Source organism: Klebsiella sp. LTGPAF-6F (assembly GCF_001753185.1).
Classification (GTDB): domain Bacteria; phylum Pseudomonadota; class Gammaproteobacteria; order Enterobacterales; family Enterobacteriaceae; genus Klebsiella; species Klebsiella michiganensis.
This window is the reverse complement of record NZ_CP017451.1, coordinates 177,483-197,652: the sequence shown is the minus strand read 5'-3', so window position 1 is coordinate 197,652 and position 20,170 is coordinate 177,483. Positions and strand designations below refer to the sequence as shown.

Genomic DNA, 20,170 nt, shown 5'->3' with positions numbered 1-20,170 from the left:
ACGGAAAGTTACTTTTGTCGATAAACCCTGTTCGAGATTGGTTTCGCCAGGTGTAAGCAAGAGCCTATAGATGAAGAGAGGGACAGAGTGGAACGAAGGCATTTTCTTTGTGCATCCGTTCGTACATCTGGCCTACTCTGACCTCCAGCACTGACGCAAGGTTTATCGCAATCAAAAGTAACTTTGTTAAACAACCTCACCAGATTTGCTCCGGTAATCCGTTGCTAATCACAGGCAGGACAATTTTACAGAGTCAGCGAATCATTTTTCGTAACTAAGGAACGTTTTTTGGGGATGTAAACAAAAAAATGTCATTACATATCAATGCTGTATAAATAAACAGTGTGACAACATAACTGCGGCTGTTTTTTGACCGATGGGAGGGGGTGGGGGGGACGAGGAAAAGAGGGCAGCGTCTAAGGCATAGTTATGGTTTTGACCGTATGTCTCTAATGAATCGCATAAAGTTTAAAAAGAGATGATAAGACTACATCATAAATATGAAGCATATTCCTCTTAGAGATATCTGTATTGTGGGGGATGATCTGTTGTTTATGACCATGCTGTACTCCCGTAAAAGTCACTTTTCCGCTTTTCTCACTGTTGTCGGCACACTAGTCATTTTTATACTTGCACCGGCACCCTACACATTTGTGCTGGTGGGCCATATCGAGACCAGAACAACATGATCAATCACTCACGCCACAGTCACCCTCTGTAGCTCTTTCCGTAATTATTGGATGTTTATGATATATATAATATTTTTTGGACGGAATTCCTAAATAGGTGCTTTACACAACGTTTCAATCTGTATAATTGTTCCTGCCAGACACGAATACAATAGGGGTTTTAACTGCATATGGGGGAACGTGGACGTTGCCGAAGAAATCGAAGCCTACGCTGCTTGCCCTGCTATGAAAAAAACTGGCACCGTTTAAGGGCGGGTCTGGATCATAACGGATGGGGAGATGTATCAGTACTCGCAACTAAAGGTACAGGTTATATGTGTAAATGCAGGCAGTGCGGGCACGAATACATATCCTATTCCCTGGCTGCACGCCGCCAGTTTCAGTACCAGATAAACAGAAAATTCGCCGTATCCAGCATGCAGGAAAATAAATTTTATTCAAAAGACAATTTATCGTCTTAAGCCAGAATCTCCACTGCATATCAGGATACACTTCAAGTATATGGTGGGTATGTATGGAAGAGTGAATTATGTTTCGGACAAGCAGAAGATATCTGGTTAGAAAGATAATCAAAAATTAAGGCAGGTCAGAGTAATGAAATCCTCTATGGAAGGTGCGAACAAGTTCCTGATATGAGATCATCATATTCATCCGGAGCGCATCCCAGAGGGACATCATGAGCCATCAACTCACCTTCGCCGATAGTGAATTCAGCACTAAGCGCCGTCAGACCCGAAAAGAGATTTTCCTCTCCCGCATGGAGCAGATTCTGCCATGGCAGAATATGACCGCTGTCATCGAGCCGTTTTATCCCAAGGCGGGCAATGGCCGACGGCCCTATCCGCTGGAGACCATGCTACGCATTCACTGCATGCAGCATTGGTACAACATGAGCGACGGTGCCATGGAAGATGCCCTGTACGAAATCGCCTCCATGCGCCTGTTTGCCCGATTATCCCTGGATAGCGCCCTGCCGGATCGCACCACCATCATGAATTTCCGCCACCTGCTCGAGCAGCATCAACTGGCCCGTCAATTGTTCAAGACCATCAATCGCTGGCTGGCCGAAGCAGGCGTCATGATGACCCAAGGCACTTTGGTGGATGCCACCATCATTGAGGCACCCAGCTCTACCAAGAACAAAGAGCAGCAACGCGATCCGGAGATGCATCAGACCAAGAAAGGCAATCAGTGGCACTTTGGCATGAAGGCCCACATTGGTGTCGATGCCAAGAGTGGCCTGACCCACAGCCTGGTCACCACCGCGGCCAACGAGCATGACCTCAATCAGCTGGGTAATCTGCTTCATGGAGAGGAGCAATTTGTCTCAGCCGATGCCGGCTACCAAGGAGCGCCACAGCGCGAGGAGCTGGCCGAGGTGGATGTGGACTGGCTGATCGCCGAGCGTCCCGGCAAGGTAAAAACCTTGAAGCAGCATCCGCGCAAGAACGTAAGCGTTAACCGGACGCCGTATTGACACTGGTCAGGCAGGTATAGCCACGTTCCACGGCAGAAGTTCACCAACCCTGTTGGAAGGCCACTCAGGCAGAACGCTCAGGATGTGGCGCAGATACGCTTCTGGATCGATACCGTTCAGACGGCACGTTCCGATCAGTCCGTACAGCAGTGCACCACGTTCGCCACCATGATCGCTCCCGAAGAAGATGTAGTTTTTCTTTCCCAGGCAGACGGCGCGAAGCGCCCGCTCCGCGGCGTTATTGTCGGGTTCCGCCAGACCGTCACGGCAGTAGTAACACAGGGCATCCCACTGGTTCAGGGCATACGTGAACGCCTCTCCCAGCCGGGATTTTTTCGACAGTGTCGCACTTTTCTCCACCATCCACTCATGCAGTGACGCCAGCAGCGGCGCACTCCGCGACTGTCTGGCCGCCAGACGCTCTGTCTCCGGCATGCCGCGTATTTCCGCTTCGATGGCGTACAGTTCGCCGATGCGTTTCAGCGCTTCCTCCGCCGTGGCGCTCTGGCTGCTGATGTACACGTCGTGGATTTTTCGGCGGGCATGCGCCCAGCATGCCGCCTCTGTCAGCACGCCGCCTTCTCGCGATGTACTGAACAGCCGGTCATACCCCGCGAAGGCATCTGCCTGCAGGACGCCACGGAAGGAGCGAAGGTGCAGCTCCGGGTGTTTTCCCTGCCGGTCCGGTGAGTACGCGAACCACGCTGCCGGAGGATCTGACGAACCGGCATTCCGGTCATCCCGGACATACGTCCAGATACGCCCGGTTTTCGTCTTTTTCCTGCCCGGCGCCAGCACCGGCACTGGAGTATCATCTGTATGCAGTTTGCGGCAGTTCATCACGTAGTGATAAAGGGCTTCGTCCAGCGGCGCCATTAAACGGCAGCACGCATCCACCCAGTTGGAGAGCAGTGCGCGGCTCAGCTCCACCCCCTGGCGGGCAAGGATTTCCGTCTGGCGGTACAGCGGCAGATGTTCACAGTATTTGGCTGTTAACACACGGGCCAGCAGACCCGGTCCGGCGATACCCCGCTCGACAGGACGTGACGGCGCGGGAGCTTCCACGATACCGTCACATTTTGTGCAGGCTTTTTTTACCCGCACTGTGCGGATCACTTTCAGGGCGCTGGCAACCAGCTCCAGCTGCTCCGCGCTGACTTCGCTGAGGTACGCCATTTCACCGCCACATGCCGGGCAGCAGGTTTCTTCCGGCTCCAGCCGGAGTATCTCACGGGGAAGATGTTCCGGAAGCGGACGACGGTGCCGGGACTGACGGAGCTGGCGGGGAACCTGCGGGTCGTCTTCCCGCCCACTGTAACGATCGCTCGCCTGTTCGCGCTGTTTCAGCAGCGCTTCGGCCTGTGCCACCTCGCGGCGCAGTTTTTCAGAACGGGTGCCGAACATCATACGGCGCAGTTTTTCTATCTGAGACCTCAGGTGTTCTATCTTCCGTTCGTCTTCCTCGATCTTTTCTTCAGCGCGGGTCAGCGCGGAGCGCAGGAAGGCCTCAGTCTCGGCAACGAGACTGAGCTGGCTGTCTTTCCGGCGAAGTTCTTCTTCCAGCGCGGTGATACGGGCGAGATAGTCCTGACTCATGACCCATTTATAATGCGGCCATGCTTTTTTTACAACATTGTCAGTGAGTTAAGACGGGGTGTTTTGGGCTGACGCCAGTCCAGCTTATCGAGGAGCATGGCCAGTTGCGAGCGACTAATGGCCACCTTGCCGTCGCGCACGGCGGGCCAGATGAACTGCCCTTCCTCAAGGCGTTTGGTGAAGAGGCACAGTCCATCCGCATCTGCCCAGAGAATTTTGACGGTATCACCCCGGCGGCCACGGAAGATGAACAGGTGGCCGGAGAAGGGGTTCTCATCCAGTACGTGCTGTATCTGCTCGCCCAGACCGTTGAAGGATTTACGCATGTCGGTGGCGCCGGCGACCAGCCAGATACGGGTGCCAGACGGGAGGGAGATCATCGTCCCCTCCCGGTCAGTTCGCGAAGCAGTGTTTTCAGGATAGCGGGAGATAAGTTCCCTGTCAGGCGCAGACTGGCGCTCCCGACAGCCACTTCGCAGGTCATCACCTCACCGTAAGCGGAACCGGATGGTTCATAGTGTGGTTCTGCATGATGTGACAGGGACATGTCAGATACCACAACAGGGATGACAGCATCAGGTTTACTGACTGAACGTTGTATTTCATCGGGCAAAAGGTGGCTGTAGCGCTGGCGCCATGTAAACAACAGATTGTCATTAATCCCGTGTTCTCTGGCCAGTTGGGCCACGCAGGCTCCAGGCTGATAAGATTTTTCGACAAGTTCCAGTTTAAAGTCCATGGAGTAAGACGCACGAACCCTGCGGGGACGAAGAGAATCTGACATTGATAGAGTCCATTAACGTTTATAAGAGGACTCTATCATCGTCAATCACCGGAAATTTCAACAGACGGTACTGAGATGACGCTTACGCAAGAACAAAACGGCCATCAACATCGAATACATGAAAGCCAGCATCCGTGCCAAGGTGGAGCACCCGTTTCGCATCATCAAGCGACAGTTCGGCTTCGTGAAAGCCAGATACAAGGGGTTGCTGAAAAACGATAACCAACTGGCGATGTTATTCACGCTGGCCAACCTGTTTCGGGCGGACCAAATGATACGTCAGTGGGAGAGATCTCACTAAAAACTGGGGATAATGCCTTAAATGGCGAAGAAACGGTCTAAATAGGCTGATTCAAGGCATTTACGGGAGAAAAAATCGGCTCAAACATGAAGAAATGAAATGACTGAGTCAGCCGAGAAGAATTTCCCCGCTTATTCGCACCTTCCCTTGGTCAGGTTACTATTCATTGATCCTCACATCGCAAAGTATAGGCACATTCAAATCAGTATCTTTTTTCCTGTGCTGTTCTGAGGTGATATACTCACCTCAGAACAGGTGGCCAAATTCAGTGTGTCACTTCACTATGCCTTCACCAGTTTCGCAGACATGGGGTCATAAACATACCCAATGATGCTACCATCCTTAATACGTGCAACAGCCTCATCGATAACGAATAACGGAACGAGAAACCATTCCTCGGGCTGTACTGGATGGCCGAAACGGTCGTTAATGGTAATGTTAAGCCTTGCGGGTGCAAACAACCTGTGAAACAGGTTTTCCATCCGGGTGCGGTTGATGCCTGCAAGCTTGTATGAAGCTACCACCTCGACCTTCGCTAACAGATAGGTGGAATCGTGTTCCGCATTGGCAATACGCGCCTCAACTTTGCCGCCAGTAACTCCAATCTTGTGAATGACATCACGATGTTCAGCTACATAAGGGTTATCAGATAGCGAACGCAACACATAAATGGTGCCACTTTCTAGATCGCTCTCTTCTAGAGCATCGCTGAATAAAGGCCCCATGTCTGGATCGGTAATTCGGCGTGCTGTTTCGTCTTTATACAAAGCACGAACCAGTGACAGCCGAAGTAGGTTGCTTTCCGTACCATTCGAGTAAATGACACGCAGCCGAGCATCTTTCTTCCCCTGTGGCGAATCGAACTCTTCACCTTCCTCAGCCACATAAGCCGTTTGACCATCCAGGATGAACCAATGGCCCACTTCAATCGTTGCATACTGTCCAAAAGGTCGGGTCACTCTTAACCCTGAACTTAGATCACTGCGCACCTGTTCAAATAGCGGTTTGAATGTATCAAAATCCTCGCACGGCTTGCGATCCGCGATCCCTTGTACAGCACGCTTTTCGGCGCTAGCACGAACATGACGCAAGACTGTGATATCGTCCTCGCTGGTAACATCCGCCAGTTCGGCAGCCAAATTATCGATATCGATAAATTCGTCCGCTGACTCCGCTCCATCCCCCCCTCCGGCCAACAAGCCCTGATGATCCAGCGGCTCTAGCAAGGCACGGCAGTCTGGGAGACTGCGTAGCCGGTCGAGCCGCACTGCATAGAGGCGCTCAAAGATCTCACGCTCTTCGCCGTGTTGCGGCGCACGTCCATGTTGGTCAGCGAAGCGCTGGATTTCCTCAAAACCTGCGATGATGCGTTCCTCGCTGGCTGGACGTCCTTTTTTCTTCTCCGGTGGTGCAAATTCAGCAAGTTCTGCCGCCAAATCGTCTAAATCAGAATTACTCATAACGTCCCTCCGCCCTAAAACGCATAAACGCGGCTGCACCTTCTGCAAGGTGCTTTTCCCAGGCATCCGCCGAAGTTAACGATGGGAGTCGCCCACGTTCACGTTTAAATTCAGCAGCACGCTTGGCGATCACTTTGGCATCTTCAGGCGTGATCGAGGTACGCTTGGCCGAGATGGCCGCCGCGACCTGCTTCAAGCTATCTTCGCTCATTGTCTTAGCAAGTATGGCGTAGGCTTCACCAAAGGGATTGATGCGGTCGATAAGGTCTATGTCTAAATCGCGTACGTCCATCGCAAAGCGACGCACTCCGTCAATAAGGGCAGTATTGAGCGTCCCATCGTTCTCGCCGTTGACAATACGCTTGGCCTGCTGCGTGAGGTTAAGGGCGGCGATAGCATGCTGACGTACAGCCTCCTGATCTTCAGCATCAAGTTCAGGATACTTTTCTTTGATGATCTTACCCATACGAACCTGTGTTAACTCTTCAGGGATAAGCTCTTCATCGAACAGACCTCGTTCGATGGCGGGCTTATCCTGCACAAAGGCCGCGATCACTTCGTTTAAATCTTCCTGGCAGATGCGTGCCGCTTCTTTGCTCTTGGGCTCGGCAAGTCCCTTAATCTCGATTTGATACGTCCCTGTCTGCTCATTAACACCAAAATTGCAGCTATCCGGGTCATATCCTCCATCACCATAATCAAAGCCTGGAGTCGGGCCGCTTTCTGGATTCTTGGGCTTAAACTCGAAGCGCGGAGCCAGTACCTGCTCCATCAACAAGCTCGCCGCGATAGCTTTCAAGGTATCGTTGACTGCCTCAGTAACTGCGCCCTCTACAGCGTCCGGCTCGGCGATCAAGTTAGTAAATCTCGCGCGGGTTTTACCCGGAGCGTCACGAGTGGCGCGACCGATAATCTGCACGATCTCAGTCAGGCTAGCACGGTAGCCCACAGTCAGCGCATGTTCGCACCAGATCCAGTCGAAACCTTCCTTCGCCATACCAAGTGCAATAATGATGTCCACATAATCACGGTCTGTCTTCATTTCTACAGCTCGAAGGCTTTCCTGAATCTTGCCTTGGCTAGTTGGGTCCACCAGATCAGCGATACGCAACATTCGGCCATCGCGGCATTTGACTAACTGGAAACCTGTCGCAGGATCCGCACCTTGCCAATCGCCAAGCGCGCCAAGAATATGTTCCACTTCCTTAATTTTATCCTTCGTGCTCTCGCGCGAATTGACGTTGGGTATATGGATAATGGTCTTCTTGTCAGGATCGAGGACATTAAGGATGTCATCGACGTAGGAGCCACTGTAGAAGAAGTAGCCGATGTCAAGTTGCTTGAGGTATTCGTAACCGTTGAGTTGTTCGTAGTAGGTATAGGTGACGGTATCGAACCTGGACTCATCCTGAGGAGCCAAAACGGCCTCCGCATCACCCCGGAAGTAGGAGCCGGTCATGGCAACGATGTGTGTCTTGTCACGCGCGATGAACTGCCCCAGATGCTGACCAAGCTTGTTATCCGGGTTAGCTGACACATGGTGGAATTCATCGACGGCGATCAGGCGATCGTCAAACGCTTCTACGCCGTAGGCATCGACCGCGAAGCGAAAGGTTGCGTGTGTGCAAACAAGCACCTTGTCGCTACTTTCAAGAAAAGAGCCGAAAGCTCTTACCTTGCCACCGTTGTCGTTACCGGGCGCGTTGCATAGGTTCCACTTAGGTTCGACATGCCAATCAGCCCAGAATCCAAACTGCGATAGTGGTTCATCGTTGAAGCTCGCGCCAATAGATTTTTCCGGCACGACAATGATTGCCTGTTTGATCCCCTGGTTTGCGAGTTTATCGAGTGCGACGAACATCAGCGCACGACTCTTGCCAGAGGCGGGCGGCGACTTTATGAGAAGATATTGTTCTCCGCGCTTCTCATAGGCCCGTTCTTGCATAGGGCGCATCCCAAGGGCATTAGCCTTGGTCGATGCTCCGTTGCGTGCATAAGTAACGGAAACGGATGGTACTGAATTGATCTTGACGCTCATATGTTGGCTCCTTCTTAACTCTTTTTTCCCTTAGCCGGTACAGCCGAGGTGGCCGTCTTGATATAGAGGTCGAACAGCTTCTCAAGCCTCTCGGTATCATTCTTAAAGCGACGGCCGATGTAGATGCGTTCAAGCACTTCGTCGTTGCGAGCATGCGCGGCACGTAGATCAGCGGGCATATTTTCGGGGTCATACAGCTCTGCAATTGTTGCTGGGAAATGATGTTCTCGCGCCAGCAAAATGTCCTCGGCACAGCGTGTTAAGTCTTCCTTATTCTTATCTGTAAGCATTGGCACCGGAAAAGTGTTCCAACCCATTTTGTTTGAGTAACTAAATCGTGTTTCTAGCTTTCCACAGACGGTGCTAATCCAGATTAGATGCAATCTTGATGCTATTAGTGCCAAATTAAACAAAGATCCATCATAGATCGAATAAGCAAGGTTATTTACTGTAGTCCGCTCATCGAATAGAGCCACGGGAAGGTATTCCCGATTCTCAGAACTCCGGATTGGAACAATTATTACCGACTGATTTCCACACTTCATCTCACAAAACTGATGCGGTCGAGTGGCCATAGAACGCGTTGCCTGCCGCTCGCTCTTTAAGCGCCATTCTTTGACTTTATTGATCTGCGCTGAGACTGCTGGAAACGATGTGGCCAGCGCAAAATTCTCATTCTCAATCCAGAGACAGTATCTCTCGCTACCGTTAATTACCTCGCTCGAACCTAAGATTTTGCGCGTGATCGTCTCTCGAACATCCTTTGGGATGCAAAGGGCTTCAATCCCCTTACTATCGAAAATTAGATGACCGCCTTCGTATGGCTGATTACCAAGTACCATCGGGGCGCAGCCAGGAGGAGGATCAGATTTCTTGTTTATAAAGATGTCTGCATTTGGAACCAAGTAGGCATTGATATTATCTACCTCTCTCTCGACTATTCCCTCACCTTGATGCTCAAATAATCTACACTTCGTTCCAAAACTACGCGTCAACCCAATTACAACGACTGTTACACCAGCATTGTGGGTTGCAAGGTTAGACCATTTGAAAGATGTGTACGCGAACGAGATCCTGACACCTAGTCCCATTATCAGTGGCCACAGCACAGGAACTTGGTTCCCTTGACAAATCGAGTTTGTACTGACGAAAGCGGCTGCTCCATTTACATGGGAGAGGTACTCCGCAGTTTTCACGAACCATGCGCTCACGTAGTCGAGCACTTTGAAAGTTCCAGGATATTTAGAAAAGACAAACAATAGATCTGCCTTCTGTTCAGCGGATTGATTTTTGGTTCCTTTATAAGGAGGGTTTCCACAGATATATGTTTCGCTGCCTTCATGTTCAAACTCGATTTCAGCTTGATCAAGTGGAGTTTGCAGGATATCGTCTGAAACCACCTTAACTCCTGAGCCACTCACATCCATTAAGCTATACCAATCGATCCGCAGCGCATTTCCACAAGTGATCCAATTCTCGCTGCGTAGTGGCAAGAATTCGGCCAAGGCCAACTTCTGCCCACGATAGAGTACATCACACTGGTATTCTGCGATAATCAACGCAAGGCGGGCGAGCTCTGCCGGGAAGTCGCGCAGCTCAATGCCACGAAAATTTGTGACCGGAATATCAGATGGGCGATCAGGTTCGCCTCGCCTCCAGTTAATCTCAGCTTCAATGGCACGCATTTCTTTATAAGCAATGACCAAAAAGTTGCCCGAACCACAGGCTGGATCAAAAATGCGTATACGGGCGATACGCTTGCGCAAATTGAGCAAAGCGCGTGGATTTTCGCCCGCATCTTCCAGCTTTGAACGCAGTTCGTCGAGGAATAGTGGGTTCAGTACCTTCAGGATGTTGGGAACACTAGTGTAGTGCATCCCTAATTCACCGCGCTCTTCATCTTCGGCAATTGCTTGAATCATCGAGCCGAATATGTCCGGATTTATTCTGGTCCAGTCCAGATTGCCAACGTGAAGCAGGTAGGAGCGCGCGATACGGCTGAAGCGCGGCACCTCTTCCGTACCTGAGAACAAAGCGCCGTTAACATATGGAAATTCTGCAGCCCAGCGCGGAATACCTACTGCGGCACGCTCATAGTCTGGAGTGTTCATAGCACGAAAGAGCGTGCCGATGACCTCGTGCATATTAGAAGCATCGCGCTCACTCATCTGTGCAATGGTGTCAGTAAAGCGCCCCTTGCCTATGAATATGTCAGTATCTTCAGCAAAAAAACAGAATATTAGACGCGCCATGAACTTATTCATGTCATGACGACGCTCCGCAGTACCCCATTCAGGGTTGTCTTTCAGCAGTTCAACGTAAAGGCGGTTCAGGCGGCTTGTAGCCCGGATGTCAAAGGCGTCTTCGCTGATCTGCCGAACAGTGCTGATACCTGCCAGTGGCAAAAAGAAACCGAAGTGATCGGGAAAGTCTTTAAAGGCACAAGCGACAGTCTGGCCGCTGATGAGGTCTTCAGCTTCGAAGTCTTTTCCATCTGTGGCGAGGATGAATTTGGCCTTGGCCTTGCCTGTTGCCGGGCTGGCCTTGAGTGAAGCAAGCATTTGTGTTACTTGCCCTTCTTCACTAGCCAAAATGTGAATGTTATTGGTCTGAAGAACGCCGCCCAAATCGGACTTATTCGATGCTCCGGCTCGCAAGCGTTTGATAGTCGTTTCCTTGTTACCAAAGGCTTCAAGGAAAGCATAAGGAAACTCTATGGGATCAAAGGGTTGCTCTGCAAGATCCGTGATGGCTTGTTCAATTTCTACGGCGTTCATTTGCTTACAGTTCTCCATTGGCATGTGACCGCCCTGCTGCTACTGGTGTGCAGTGAACTCATGTCATATCCTAGGTTTTCTTGGAAATTTTTGACCGTAAGTTTAACAGAATAGAACCCAGCGCTGTAGCTGATTCAGTCTCAGATCCACGTTTCAGAAAGCCCTATTATGTATTTATGGCGAGAATTTTAGCATTGAGATATTTTCGATAAAATATACATATTTTCAGCCAATTAAAGACTGCTAAATTCATGGTATATGAGACGCTCGCATGTGAGTAACTTCCGTTCTTATTTCTGGTTTTCTTAAAACGTATTAAGGTTGCACCGAATATGGTTTTCCCCGCTGACCCTGACCCGGTTGACTGTTCAGTCAGCTATGACGTCAAGCACATGACGAAGGTAGCTTTCTGGATCCACGCCGTTTAGTTTGCACGTCCCGATCAGACTGTACATCAGCGCTACACGCTCACCTCCGTGGTCTGAGCCGAAGAACAGCCAGTTTTTTCTCCCCAAACTGACCATCCGCAGCGCCTTTTCAGCGATGTTGTTATCGGCTTCTGTCCAGCCATTGCCTGCATAGTGCGTCAGGGCCGGCCACTGGTTAAGGGCGTACGCGAACGCTTTCGCCAGCTCTGAGTGTCGTGACAGGGTGTTCATCTTTTCACGCAGCCAGCTTTCCAGGGATTTCAGCAGCGGTTTCGCTTTCTGCTGACGTTCAGCAAGACGTTGCTCCGCCGGCATTCCCCTTATTTCCGCCCCGATGGCATACAACCCGCCGATACGCTTCAGGGCATCTTCCGTCAGCGCCGACGGCGTGCGGGCGTACACATCGTGGATTTTACGGCGGGCGTGAGCCCAGCAGGCGGCTTCCGTTATCTGGCCACCGCGGTACAACTCGTTGAATCCTGCATACGCATCCGCCTGCAGCACTCCCCTGAAGCCGGCAAGATGGGTCTGCGGGTGGATGGCTTTTCTGTCCGGGCTGTAAGCGAACCACACCGCCGGTGCGACTGCTGACCCGGCGTTGCGGTCATCACGAACGTACTTCCACAATCGCCCGGACTTCGTCTTCTTATTGCCCGACAGCAGCATCTGGACCGGGGTATCATCGACATGGAGTTTGCCGTCGCTCAGGACATAGCCCCGAAGCGCCTCCTCCAGCGGTGACAGCAGCCTGCAGCATGCATCCACCCAGCCCGACAGGAGGGAGCGGCTCAGTTCCACACCTTGGCGGCTATATATTTCAGACTGGCGGTACAGCGGGGTATGCTCTGCATACTTTGAGCCCAGTACCCGGGCCAGCAGCCCCGCTCCGGCGATACCCCGCTCGATGGGGCGTGAAGGCGCGGGGGCCTGCACGATAGCGTCGCATTTTGTACAGGCGTGTTTTTCCCGCACGGTCCGGATAACCCGGAAGGCGCTGCGCATCAGCTCCAGCTGTTCAGCAGTATCTTCACCCAGCCAGCGCAGTGAATCGCCACAGTCCGGGCAGCATGATGCCGCCGACAACAGCCGTTTTTCGTCACGAGGGAGTGATTCGGGGAACGGTTTACGGGTGCGGGTCTGGCGAAGCGACCACGCTCCAGCCGTTTGGTCAGCAGACACAGCCTGTCGCCGGTAGACCACAGCAATTTTACCTGACTGCCACTGCAGCCCCAGAAGATGAAGACTTGGCCGGACATCGGGTCGTCTTTCAGTGCCGTCTGCACTTTTGCCGCCAGCCCGTTGAAGCCGTTGCGCATGTCGGTGATACCGGCAACCAGCCAGATTTTAGTGCCTGCAGGAAGATTTATCATACAGTCCCTCGCATCAGTTCGCACAGGACAGTGGTGATGAGTTCAGTTGAGGGATGAGTCAGTGTTATATCTCCGCCCCGACATTTTATGTGACAGGCAGTCTGAGGTGAACAGGATGGCGGTTCGGGCGTTGGGGGAGATGGCTCTGCCCGAAATTGCACGGGTATGAGAGCAGGAAGCGACGATGCGTTTTTCCGTGGGTGGCAGACCCGCCCTTCACGTTGCCAGAGCCTTATCCATTTAAAGAGCAGGTTGTCATTGACATCATGTTGTCGGGCCAGCGCAGCAACACTTCCTTCTTTTTCAAGTGCCAGCCTGACCAGTTCCATTTTAAACTCAGGGGAATATCGTTTTCGGGGAAGTCTTTCTTTGGCGCGCATTAGGTGTCCACCTGCAAATTAAGCGGGGGCTTAAGTTACAGGATAGTGGTTTCAGAGCCAGACGTTTTTGAGACAACGCTTACTCTAAACCCAAGCGTAAATGTCTATTATTGGCAAAATACCACCAGCCAACATGAGCTGTGATGTAAAGTTGACACTGCTACAGTTACATGAGCCTGCTTATATTCTAAATAAATTCAGATAGATATTATCTCCGTGAATCCCCCGCCTCCCTGACCGGAGCGCGGGAATTTTTGTTTTTCACGCTGAGAACCCTGTATGAATAAAACTGATGGCCTTCAGGCCCTGGAAAAACCGCTGGCGTCGCTTCCCGATACGCTTCGCCAGCTTATTCTTGAACGTATTCAGAATCTGACCCACTACGAGCCGGTGATTGGCATCATGGGCAAGAGTGGTGCCGGTAAGTCGTCGCTCTGTAACGAACTCTTTCGGGGGAAAGTCTCCGCCGTCAGTGATGTGAACGCCTGCACCCGCGACATACTGCGCTTCCGGCTGCGCAGTGGTCGTCACAGTCTGGTGATTGTTGATTTACCGGGCGTGGGAGAGAACGGACAACGGGACCATGAATACCGCGCCCTGTACCGGCGTATGCTGCCAGAGCTTGACCTGGTGCTGTGGGTCATCAAAGCTGATGACCGTGCGCTGTCGGTGGACGAGCAGTTCTGGAACGGTGTGATGCAACCTTACCAGCAGCAAGTGCTGTTCGTGCTGAATCAGGCCGACAAAATCGAACCCAGCCACGAATGGGATACTCGTACCGGCACACCTTCACCACAGCAACGGGAAAACCTGAAGGCGAAACAGGCCGCCATTACCACGATGTTCACTCCCCGTCATCCGGTCTGCGTGGTGTCAGCGTTGACCGGCTGGGGCGTGGAAGCGATGGTGGCAACCATGATGCGCTGTCTTCCGGACCGCGCCACCAGCCCGCTGGCGACACAACTGCACGGGAGGTTCTGCACGGAGCCGGTAAAGTCGCAGGCCCGTGACGGCTTCGGTGAGGCGGTAGGCCGGGTGTTCGATACGGCTGAGTCATCGTCGTTCCTGCCCGCCCCGCTGAAGGCGGTGATTCGTACCGTGCGTGATGTAGTGGTGTCGGTGGCGCGGGCTGTCTGGGATTGGATTTTCTTCTGAATGAGTAAAAGGTCGTCAGGATGGTAGTGGATGACTCTGTTTATTCGCAGCCTGATAGATGATTATTTTCAGGCAGACATAACCTGTCTTAACCAGAAAAAGATACCACCAGTCACAAGCGCGTCACCACTGCCGACAGTGCATCCACACGGCCTTTTCGCGCCAGGCGCTTTGCCACGCATCACGGACACAACCTGTCAGTCTCATCCTTTACAGTAATACCTTCTTAATTAACCACTTACCCGACACGGAGATAATACATGTCTCAAGCTGAGCGTCGTTATGACCGCCTGTCTGTCCGGCTGTCGCTGATTATCAGCCGTCTGCTCGCGGGTGAAACGCTGAATATGCGCAAACTGGCGGCGGAGTTTGGCGTCTCGGAGCGTACCCTGCATCGTGATTTCCGCGAGCGTCTGATTTATCTCGATCTCGAATATCAGGATGGCTGCTGCCGTCTGCTGACCGGGGGCCGTCAGGAGATCCGGGAGGATGCAGCATTGCAGTTTGCCTTTCAGTCAGGCACTGGCGCGTTGTTTCCTGATATGGACCACCATCTGGTCAGTTCATTGCTGAGTGGTCAGCGCGCCTCACCATGCCTTATCTGGCATCAGGGGGCATCCGTACCGTCTTCCCGCCCGGGCATCTTCACGCGACTGGTCAGGGCTGTGTCAGAACAGCGGAGGGTAACCCTGCTGGCTGACGGGTGCCGTTGCGACAGCCTTGCTCCCTACCGGCTGATTTTCAGCACTGGCGAGTGGTTTCTGGTGGGAGAACACCTCGGCCGGATGACCGTTTTTGCGCTGCACACCGTTCACTCCGTGACGTTTCACGCGGAAACCTTCACACCAGACGGGCATTTCACCCGCATTCTGTCACGCCCTGATTTTTTACAGGCGTTACCTCATTTCCGGTTCATTGGTGAAGTGCTGTCCGGCTTCGTCCCTGAACCACATCAACCCGCAACAGAAGGATAACATGATGAGACGTATCACACCCGGCAACCCGACTTCCGGCAAACGCTGCCCGGACTGTGGCTCTCACGACACCATCCCCTGGGCTGATGGCTGGATGTGCCGGGACTGCGGGTGTGAATGGGGCAAAGACAACGGCTATCTGTAGAAGGTGGGGCAATGGGATTCTGGAAGGCTGCCGGAAAACTCGCGGCTGAAGTGGCAAAAGACGCACTCAGCAGCGCACGTGAAGTAAAGGCGATACATGACCGCCTGGAAGACAAAAGCAGCGCTGAACTGAGAAAGATAACCACTGACGATGGTTTTTTCAGCAGCACTACCATCACGGAAAAGCGCCTGGCTCGCAGCATTCTGCGTAACCGGGACGACCGTTAATGACACCACAGGGCCGGGACAGGCCCTGTTTTTATTTCAGGAAATAAAAATGATGAAAAGGGTAAAACTTTCCACCTGTGCGAAATGGCTGGCGCTCGGCCTGCTTGTTGTGGTTAACAGCAGTTATGCTGCCTCCCGGGTGAAAACAGCGGCTCAGGCGATTCAGTGTCAGCCTGATACTCAGGAAAACGGCTACAACGGGACCTGTCCGTATCCTGCCGACCTTTACCGCGCCGACCCCGTCTGGAAAAAAGATATGGAATCGGCCTTACAGAAGGCGGGTATCCGTAACGTACTGGGACCGGATGGCAGTCTGAACGGGCCGGAAGAGACGCTGGAGCCCGTCACCGTCGGTGGCAGGCAATGGCTTCAGGGCTCGCTGTGTGAGCAGGGGAACTGTGGCGACCATTATCTGCGTTTTTTATATTCGCCGGGTACGCATCAGGTTCTGGGTTTCTACGTTGACGGTCAGGCACGCTGGGTCGGGAAACCACCGGCAGAAGAAGCGAAACTGCTGCGCGGCAATGCCGACGCCATCGCGGAGAAAACACCGTTACCGTCTGCCCTGCCCGCAGCACCTGCGGACGGGGCACCGGCAGACACTATCTGGACCTTTAAGGGCGATGGCGGCAAATCGTTATGGCAGGTCTGTGGTGGTCAGAACAGCAGCTGTACCATTATCGCTAACACGAAGTATTACGTTGCTGTGCTGAACCGTAAATCCGCAACGGGTTGTGCTTTCGGTGATTTTTATGTCGCTGCCCGGGATACCGCATCATGGCAACAGTATGATACCGGCACCTGCAGCCCGGATGCGTATATCCGCAAGGGCAGCATCAACAACGGTCAGTATCTGTCCGTCGATATCGGTATCAACGGGGTGCTGGTGAAGCAGTTCCCGATTGGTTACTGGTCAATGCGCAAGGAATTTTCCGGTAGCCGACGCCCGTCGTGGTCAAAGGTTAAGGAAAAAAATCAGCAGCACTGAGAACACCAGCGATAAAACCAGTCATCAGGCCATGTTCCTTCGGGAGCATGGCCTTTCTGTTTTATACCATTCATCAGGAGTATTCCCATGCCAGATACTGGCAATCCACTGCTGCCCGATGGTTCGTTTACCCGCAGGCAGGCTGAAGCTATCGTGGCGGCGTACCAGAACGTCACCATCGAAGACGACCAGTCCACCCATTTTCGGCTGGTCCTTCGTGACCGCGAAGGACAGTTACTCTGGCGGGAGTGGAATTTTGAACCCGACACCGGATTCTGGTTTAACCGCTATCTGCTCAGCCACGGCATTCCCAAAAGATAAATCACCACGGGCACCGCCCTCATATCAGCCACAACCTCACAGGCCATGTACCCACAGGAGCATGGCTTTTTTGTTTATGCCGCAAAATCAACCAACGAAGGAAATTAAGGGTATACGGATTTAATGGTTGATGGGGCACCTTTACCCCACCAACCTGATACCATTATCAGATGGTTGATAGATCGACCCCGTAGTTGAGTTCCTCTGCGAAGTCCGGCAGTCCGTAACCGATGGTTTTCTTGTAGAACGGAGAGACCTTCGCGGTCGGGGCCTTCTTCTTGTGCTTCGTGGTGTAGAGCATTCGTGCCCGCATCACCTCGAAGGAGTAACCACGTCCTTCACGGTTCTTGTCATTGGCCAGTCGGTTGATGGACTCCGTGTAAGCGTTAGTGACGGGCATGTCCGTCTCGAAGTAGGTCATGATCTCTTCGCGCCAGTTGCCTACAGCCCTGACCAGATCGCTCCAGACTTCCTTCTGGCCCTTCGGGATGGTGGCTATCCACTCGTCCAGGGCGGCTTCTGCCTGGGGCCGTGTGGTAGCGTCCCAGATGCCGTAGAAACGTTCCTTGTGCTCGTAGGCGGCCAGCAGTTGTGGGAATGCGCCGGTCCAGGTCTCCATGATGAGGCGTTCCCGGTTTGAGACTTCGTGAGCGCGTTTCAGCAGGATTTTCCGGTCACCCTTGAGGGTTCGGCTCTGGGAGGGCATCAGCTCCTTCCTGAGGCCCTTGCGCACCTTCTCCAGGGCATCGTTGGCCATGCGCACCACATGGAACTTATCGACCACGATGCGGGCCTGTGGCAGCACCGCCTTGACCGCTGCTCGGTAGGGATTCCACATGTCCATGCTGACGATCTTGACCTTCTGCCGGTCTTTCATCTTCATCAGGTAGTTGGTCACCACGTCCTGACGGCGGGTGGCCAGCAGGTCGAGCAGGGTCCTCTCCTCGATGTTGGTCAGGATGCAGCGGTAGCGCTTGTTCAGGTACAACTCGTCAATGCCGAGAATGCGGGGCGTCTCGAAGCGGTGCCAGCGCCCCAGGAATTCGGCGCGGGCGTTGAAAATGTCGCGTACCGTCTTCTCGTCCAGGCCCGTGGTATCAGCCACGTAGGCGTAGGGGTGATTGAAGGCTTCCTTCTCCACGTACTCATGCAACCGCAGCGTCATGCGGAAGCCGTCCACCATCTCCGGTAGCTGGGGCCTGAAGGTGGTCTTGCAGGCCCGGCAGGTGTACCGGCGACGAACTACCCAGAGGGTGACCCGCTTGCCGTGGATGGGCAGGTCACGATAGGGAACATCACGCTTGCCGAACCGCACGAACTCACCCTGCACGCCGCACCCCTCGCAGGCTACTGGTGTAGGTGCTTCAAGCCGAAAATGTATGTCTTCATTCTGCTCATCAGAATCCACCAACTGGTACCCAGGAAGGCTTAACGAATTAATCATCTCCCGCCTTGATCAGAAAAACAGGTAGGTGGCGTAACCGGCAATCATCGCCATAGCAAAAATGACTGCTAAAAACGCCGCTAAAAGCTTCAGCGTGAACAAAGAGCGCAACAGAATGAGCTCAGTCAGGCTGGCTCCGGCACTGCCGATGATCAACGCTAGCACCGTCCCGGCACCCACGCCTTTGGCCATCAGAGCCGCTGCCAGAGGTATGACGGCTTCAGCGCGAATATACAACGGCACGCCGATGATAGCGGCAACTGGAATGGCAAAGGGATTATCTGGGCCTGCATACTGCTCCAATAAGTCAGTGGGCATGAAACCATAGATCACGCTGCCAATCGCAATACCGATGAGCAGGTAAGGCAACACATCGATAAAGTCCGACCAAGCTTCCCGCCACACACCACTGTACTTCCCTTCTTTCTTAACCGTGACAGTGGGTTGACTGTCACAGCATTCGCTAGACGTAGAGACTGTTGTCTTCCTATCAGCCCCGCAAGAAGCCGTCTTCGGAGTGGTGTCGCAGCTGTTGGTGCCGCAACTCGATGCGGTCGATGTAGCACTGCACGGGCTTGCTGATGAACTACATCCACTGCTCTCTTGTGTCGCCGTCCGGCGCACATAACGCTCGAAGCCAAGCGTGTGAAGCAGCCATCCGGCACCTACCGCGACCACCAAAGCGGCGAGCACATAGATAGCAGTAAGTGTCCATCCAAACGTGGCAACCAGCAGGCCGACGACGATAGGATTCAGCAACGGAGATGAGAAAAGAAACACCATCATCGGCCCAAAACCGGCCCGTGCCCGAATCAACCCTTTCAACATGGGGATAGTCGAGCAACTACAGAAGGGCGTTATAGCTCCTAAACCAGCAGCAAGAAAATAGCCTCGCTTCCCACTGGAAGTCAGTAACGCTTCCACCTTGGATGGTGGGATGTGACGTTGAAGAACTCCGACCAGCAAGCTAATGCCAATGAATAAAACCGATAGCTCGATAGCGAGAAAGGCGAACATGCCTAGAGCGTCTTGGAGTTGAGGTGACATTCAATATTACTCCTATATTTCTAGTTTTATCGAAATGATGTACGCAGCCTACTTGCGTTTATCCGACCTGTCAACTATAATTCTAGAAACATAGAATTATTGGGGCGTGCTATGGATCACGAAAAGGTTGCAGCCAGCTTAGCTGAGCTAGGGAATAGTCACCGACTGTCCGTGTTCCGCTTTCTGGTCAAAGCTGGCCATGATGGGGCTTCGGTCGGAGATATCCAGAAGGGGCTGGGTATTCCTGCTTCGACGCTATCACATCACCTTGCGCGCATGGCCAAGGTAGGGCTGATCCGGCAGGAGAAACATAGCCGCACGATTGTCTGTATACCCGAGTATGGGCACCTAGAGAATTTGATCGGTTTCTTACAAGAGGAATGTTGTGCAGGTGTCCGGATTGCGCATGAACCAGAACCGCTTTGACGCTTGCCCAGCTCTCGCTGTCCTCCCTAGTCAGCATCGCTATGAAGACTCAGGCGAAGGTGGAAACAGAAAATTGGCAGTAGAGTAGGCTGAAGAGGATCAATCAGATAATCCGCTGAGAAAGATTTTCTTCTTTACATCTT

At 52.8% G+C, this 20,170-nt stretch carries 16 protein-coding genes and 4 pseudogenes; 9 read left to right on the top strand and 11 right to left on the bottom strand.

Features of this window, described 5'->3' with window-relative positions; genetic code table 11:
- Nucleotides 1–1,365 precede the first annotated feature (1,365 nt).
- A pseudogene (locus tag BJF97_RS29875) lies at nt 1,366–2,163 on the top strand (IS5 family transposase); the annotation flags it as partial.
- A gap of 9 nt (nt 2,164–2,172) precedes the next feature.
- Here the strand turns inward: BJF97_RS29875 and tnpC (BJF97_RS29870) are convergent.
- Genes tnpC (BJF97_RS29870) through tnpA form a run of 3 tightly spaced genes read right to left on the bottom strand, consistent with a single transcriptional unit; the run spans nt 2,173 to nt 4,546 of the window.
- A complete protein-coding gene (gene tnpC, locus BJF97_RS29870; protein ID WP_060415438.1) occupies nt 2,173–3,762 on the bottom strand; it encodes an IS66 family transposase in 1,590 nt (529 codons plus the stop codon).
- 29 nt (nt 3,763–3,791) lie between these two features.
- A complete protein-coding gene (tnpB, locus tag BJF97_RS29865) occupies nt 3,792–4,142 on the bottom strand; it encodes an IS66 family insertion sequence element accessory protein TnpB (RefSeq protein ID WP_032414478.1) in 351 nt (116 codons plus the stop codon).
- Nucleotides 4,139–4,546, bottom strand: a complete 408-nt coding sequence (gene tnpA, locus BJF97_RS29860) for an IS66-like element accessory protein TnpA (RefSeq protein WP_015632445.1) — start codon at nt 4,544–4,546, stop codon at nt 4,139–4,141. The genes tnpB (BJF97_RS29865) and tnpA overlap by 4 nt, the downstream gene beginning before the upstream one ends.
- Before the next feature lie 85 nt (nt 4,547–4,631).
- Between tnpA and BJF97_RS29855 the strand changes: the two are divergent.
- Nucleotides 4,632–4,847, top strand: a pseudogene (locus BJF97_RS29855) (IS5/IS1182 family transposase); the annotation flags it as partial.
- Between the two features lie 281 nt (nt 4,848–5,128).
- On the opposite strand, the gene BJF97_RS29850 reads toward BJF97_RS29855, so the two are convergent.
- The 6 genes and pseudogenes from BJF97_RS29850 to BJF97_RS35760 all read right to left on the bottom strand — a co-directional run bounded on the left by BJF97_RS29850 (nt 5,129) and on the right by BJF97_RS35760 (nt 13,249).
- On the bottom strand, nt 5,129–6,307 hold the full coding sequence (locus BJF97_RS29850; protein ID WP_032416088.1) for a GIY-YIG nuclease family protein: 1,179 nt from the start codon (nt 6,305–6,307) through the stop codon (nt 5,129–5,131).
- A complete protein-coding gene (locus tag BJF97_RS29845) occupies nt 6,300–8,345 on the bottom strand; it encodes a DEAD/DEAH box helicase (RefSeq protein WP_032669192.1) in 2,046 nt (681 codons plus the stop codon). The genes BJF97_RS29850 and BJF97_RS29845 overlap by 8 nt, the downstream gene beginning before the upstream one ends.
- A gap of 14 nt (nt 8,346–8,359) precedes the next feature.
- Nucleotides 8,360–11,122: a class I SAM-dependent DNA methyltransferase gene (locus BJF97_RS29840; protein ID WP_032670757.1), complete on the bottom strand. Its 2,763-nt coding sequence runs from the start codon at nt 11,120–11,122 to the stop codon at nt 8,360–8,362.
- A 368-nt stretch (nt 11,123–11,490) separates the two neighbouring features.
- Nucleotides 11,491–12,696, bottom strand: a pseudogene (gene tnpC / locus BJF97_RS29835) (IS66 family transposase); the annotation flags it as partial.
- Nucleotides 12,684–12,920 (bottom strand): annotated as a pseudogene (tnpB, locus tag BJF97_RS29830) (IS66 family insertion sequence element accessory protein TnpB); the annotation flags it as partial. The pseudogenes tnpC (BJF97_RS29835) and tnpB (BJF97_RS29830), both read right to left, overlap by 13 nt.
- Nucleotides 12,917–13,249, bottom strand: coding sequence for a transposase (locus tag BJF97_RS35760; protein ID WP_367206297.1), 333 nt, complete (start codon nt 13,247–13,249; stop codon nt 12,917–12,919). The gene BJF97_RS35760 and the pseudogene tnpB (BJF97_RS29830), both read right to left, overlap by 4 nt.
- 330 nt (nt 13,250–13,579) lie before the next feature.
- On the opposite strand from BJF97_RS35760, the gene BJF97_RS29820 reads away from it, so the two are divergent.
- The 6 genes from BJF97_RS29820 (at nt 13,580) to BJF97_RS29800 (ending at nt 17,110) form a co-directional block, all read left to right on the top strand.
- Entirely contained in the window at nt 13,580–14,455 is an 876-nt protein-coding gene (locus BJF97_RS29820) for a GTPase family protein (RefSeq protein WP_042944383.1), read from the top strand.
- 260 nt (nt 14,456–14,715) lie between these two features.
- Complete coding sequence (locus tag BJF97_RS29815) at nt 14,716–15,429, top strand: WYL domain-containing protein (RefSeq protein WP_042944385.1); 714 nt, start codon at nt 14,716–14,718, stop codon at nt 15,427–15,429.
- 1 nt (nt 15,430) lies between these two features.
- Complete coding sequence (locus tag BJF97_RS34865) at nt 15,431–15,574, top strand: hypothetical protein (protein WP_165821571.1); 144 nt, start codon at nt 15,431–15,433, stop codon at nt 15,572–15,574.
- 11 nt (nt 15,575–15,585) lie between these two features.
- Nucleotides 15,586–15,801, top strand: a complete 216-nt coding sequence (locus BJF97_RS29810) for a hypothetical protein (RefSeq protein WP_042944388.1) — start codon at nt 15,586–15,588, stop codon at nt 15,799–15,801.
- A 49-nt stretch (nt 15,802–15,850) separates the two neighbouring features.
- Complete coding sequence (locus BJF97_RS33445; RefSeq protein WP_228706714.1) at nt 15,851–16,789, top strand: Ivy family c-type lysozyme inhibitor; 939 nt, start codon at nt 15,851–15,853, stop codon at nt 16,787–16,789.
- Nucleotides 16,790–16,876: 87 nt separating this feature from the next.
- The gene (locus BJF97_RS29800) at nt 16,877–17,110 is read left to right on the top strand and encodes a DUF905 domain-containing protein (protein ID WP_070083065.1); all 234 of its coding nucleotides are present in this window, start codon (nt 16,877–16,879) and stop codon (nt 17,108–17,110) included.
- A gap of 166 nt (nt 17,111–17,276) precedes the next feature.
- On the opposite strand, the gene BJF97_RS29795 is transcribed toward BJF97_RS29800, so the two are convergent.
- The gene (locus BJF97_RS29795; RefSeq protein WP_070083064.1) at nt 17,277–18,554 is read right to left on the bottom strand and encodes an ISL3 family transposase; all 1,278 of its coding nucleotides are present in this window, start codon (nt 18,552–18,554) and stop codon (nt 17,277–17,279) included.
- A gap of 12 nt (nt 18,555–18,566) precedes the next feature.
- A complete protein-coding gene (locus BJF97_RS29790) occupies nt 18,567–19,601 on the bottom strand; it encodes a permease (RefSeq protein ID WP_070083063.1) in 1,035 nt (344 codons plus the stop codon).
- A gap of 111 nt (nt 19,602–19,712) precedes the next feature.
- On the opposite strand from BJF97_RS29790, the gene BJF97_RS29785 reads away from it, so the two are divergent.
- Nucleotides 19,713–20,027, top strand: a complete 315-nt coding sequence (locus BJF97_RS29785) for an ArsR/SmtB family transcription factor (RefSeq protein WP_000349485.1) — start codon at nt 19,713–19,715, stop codon at nt 20,025–20,027.
- The last annotated feature ends 143 nt before the right edge of the window (nt 20,028–20,170 follow it).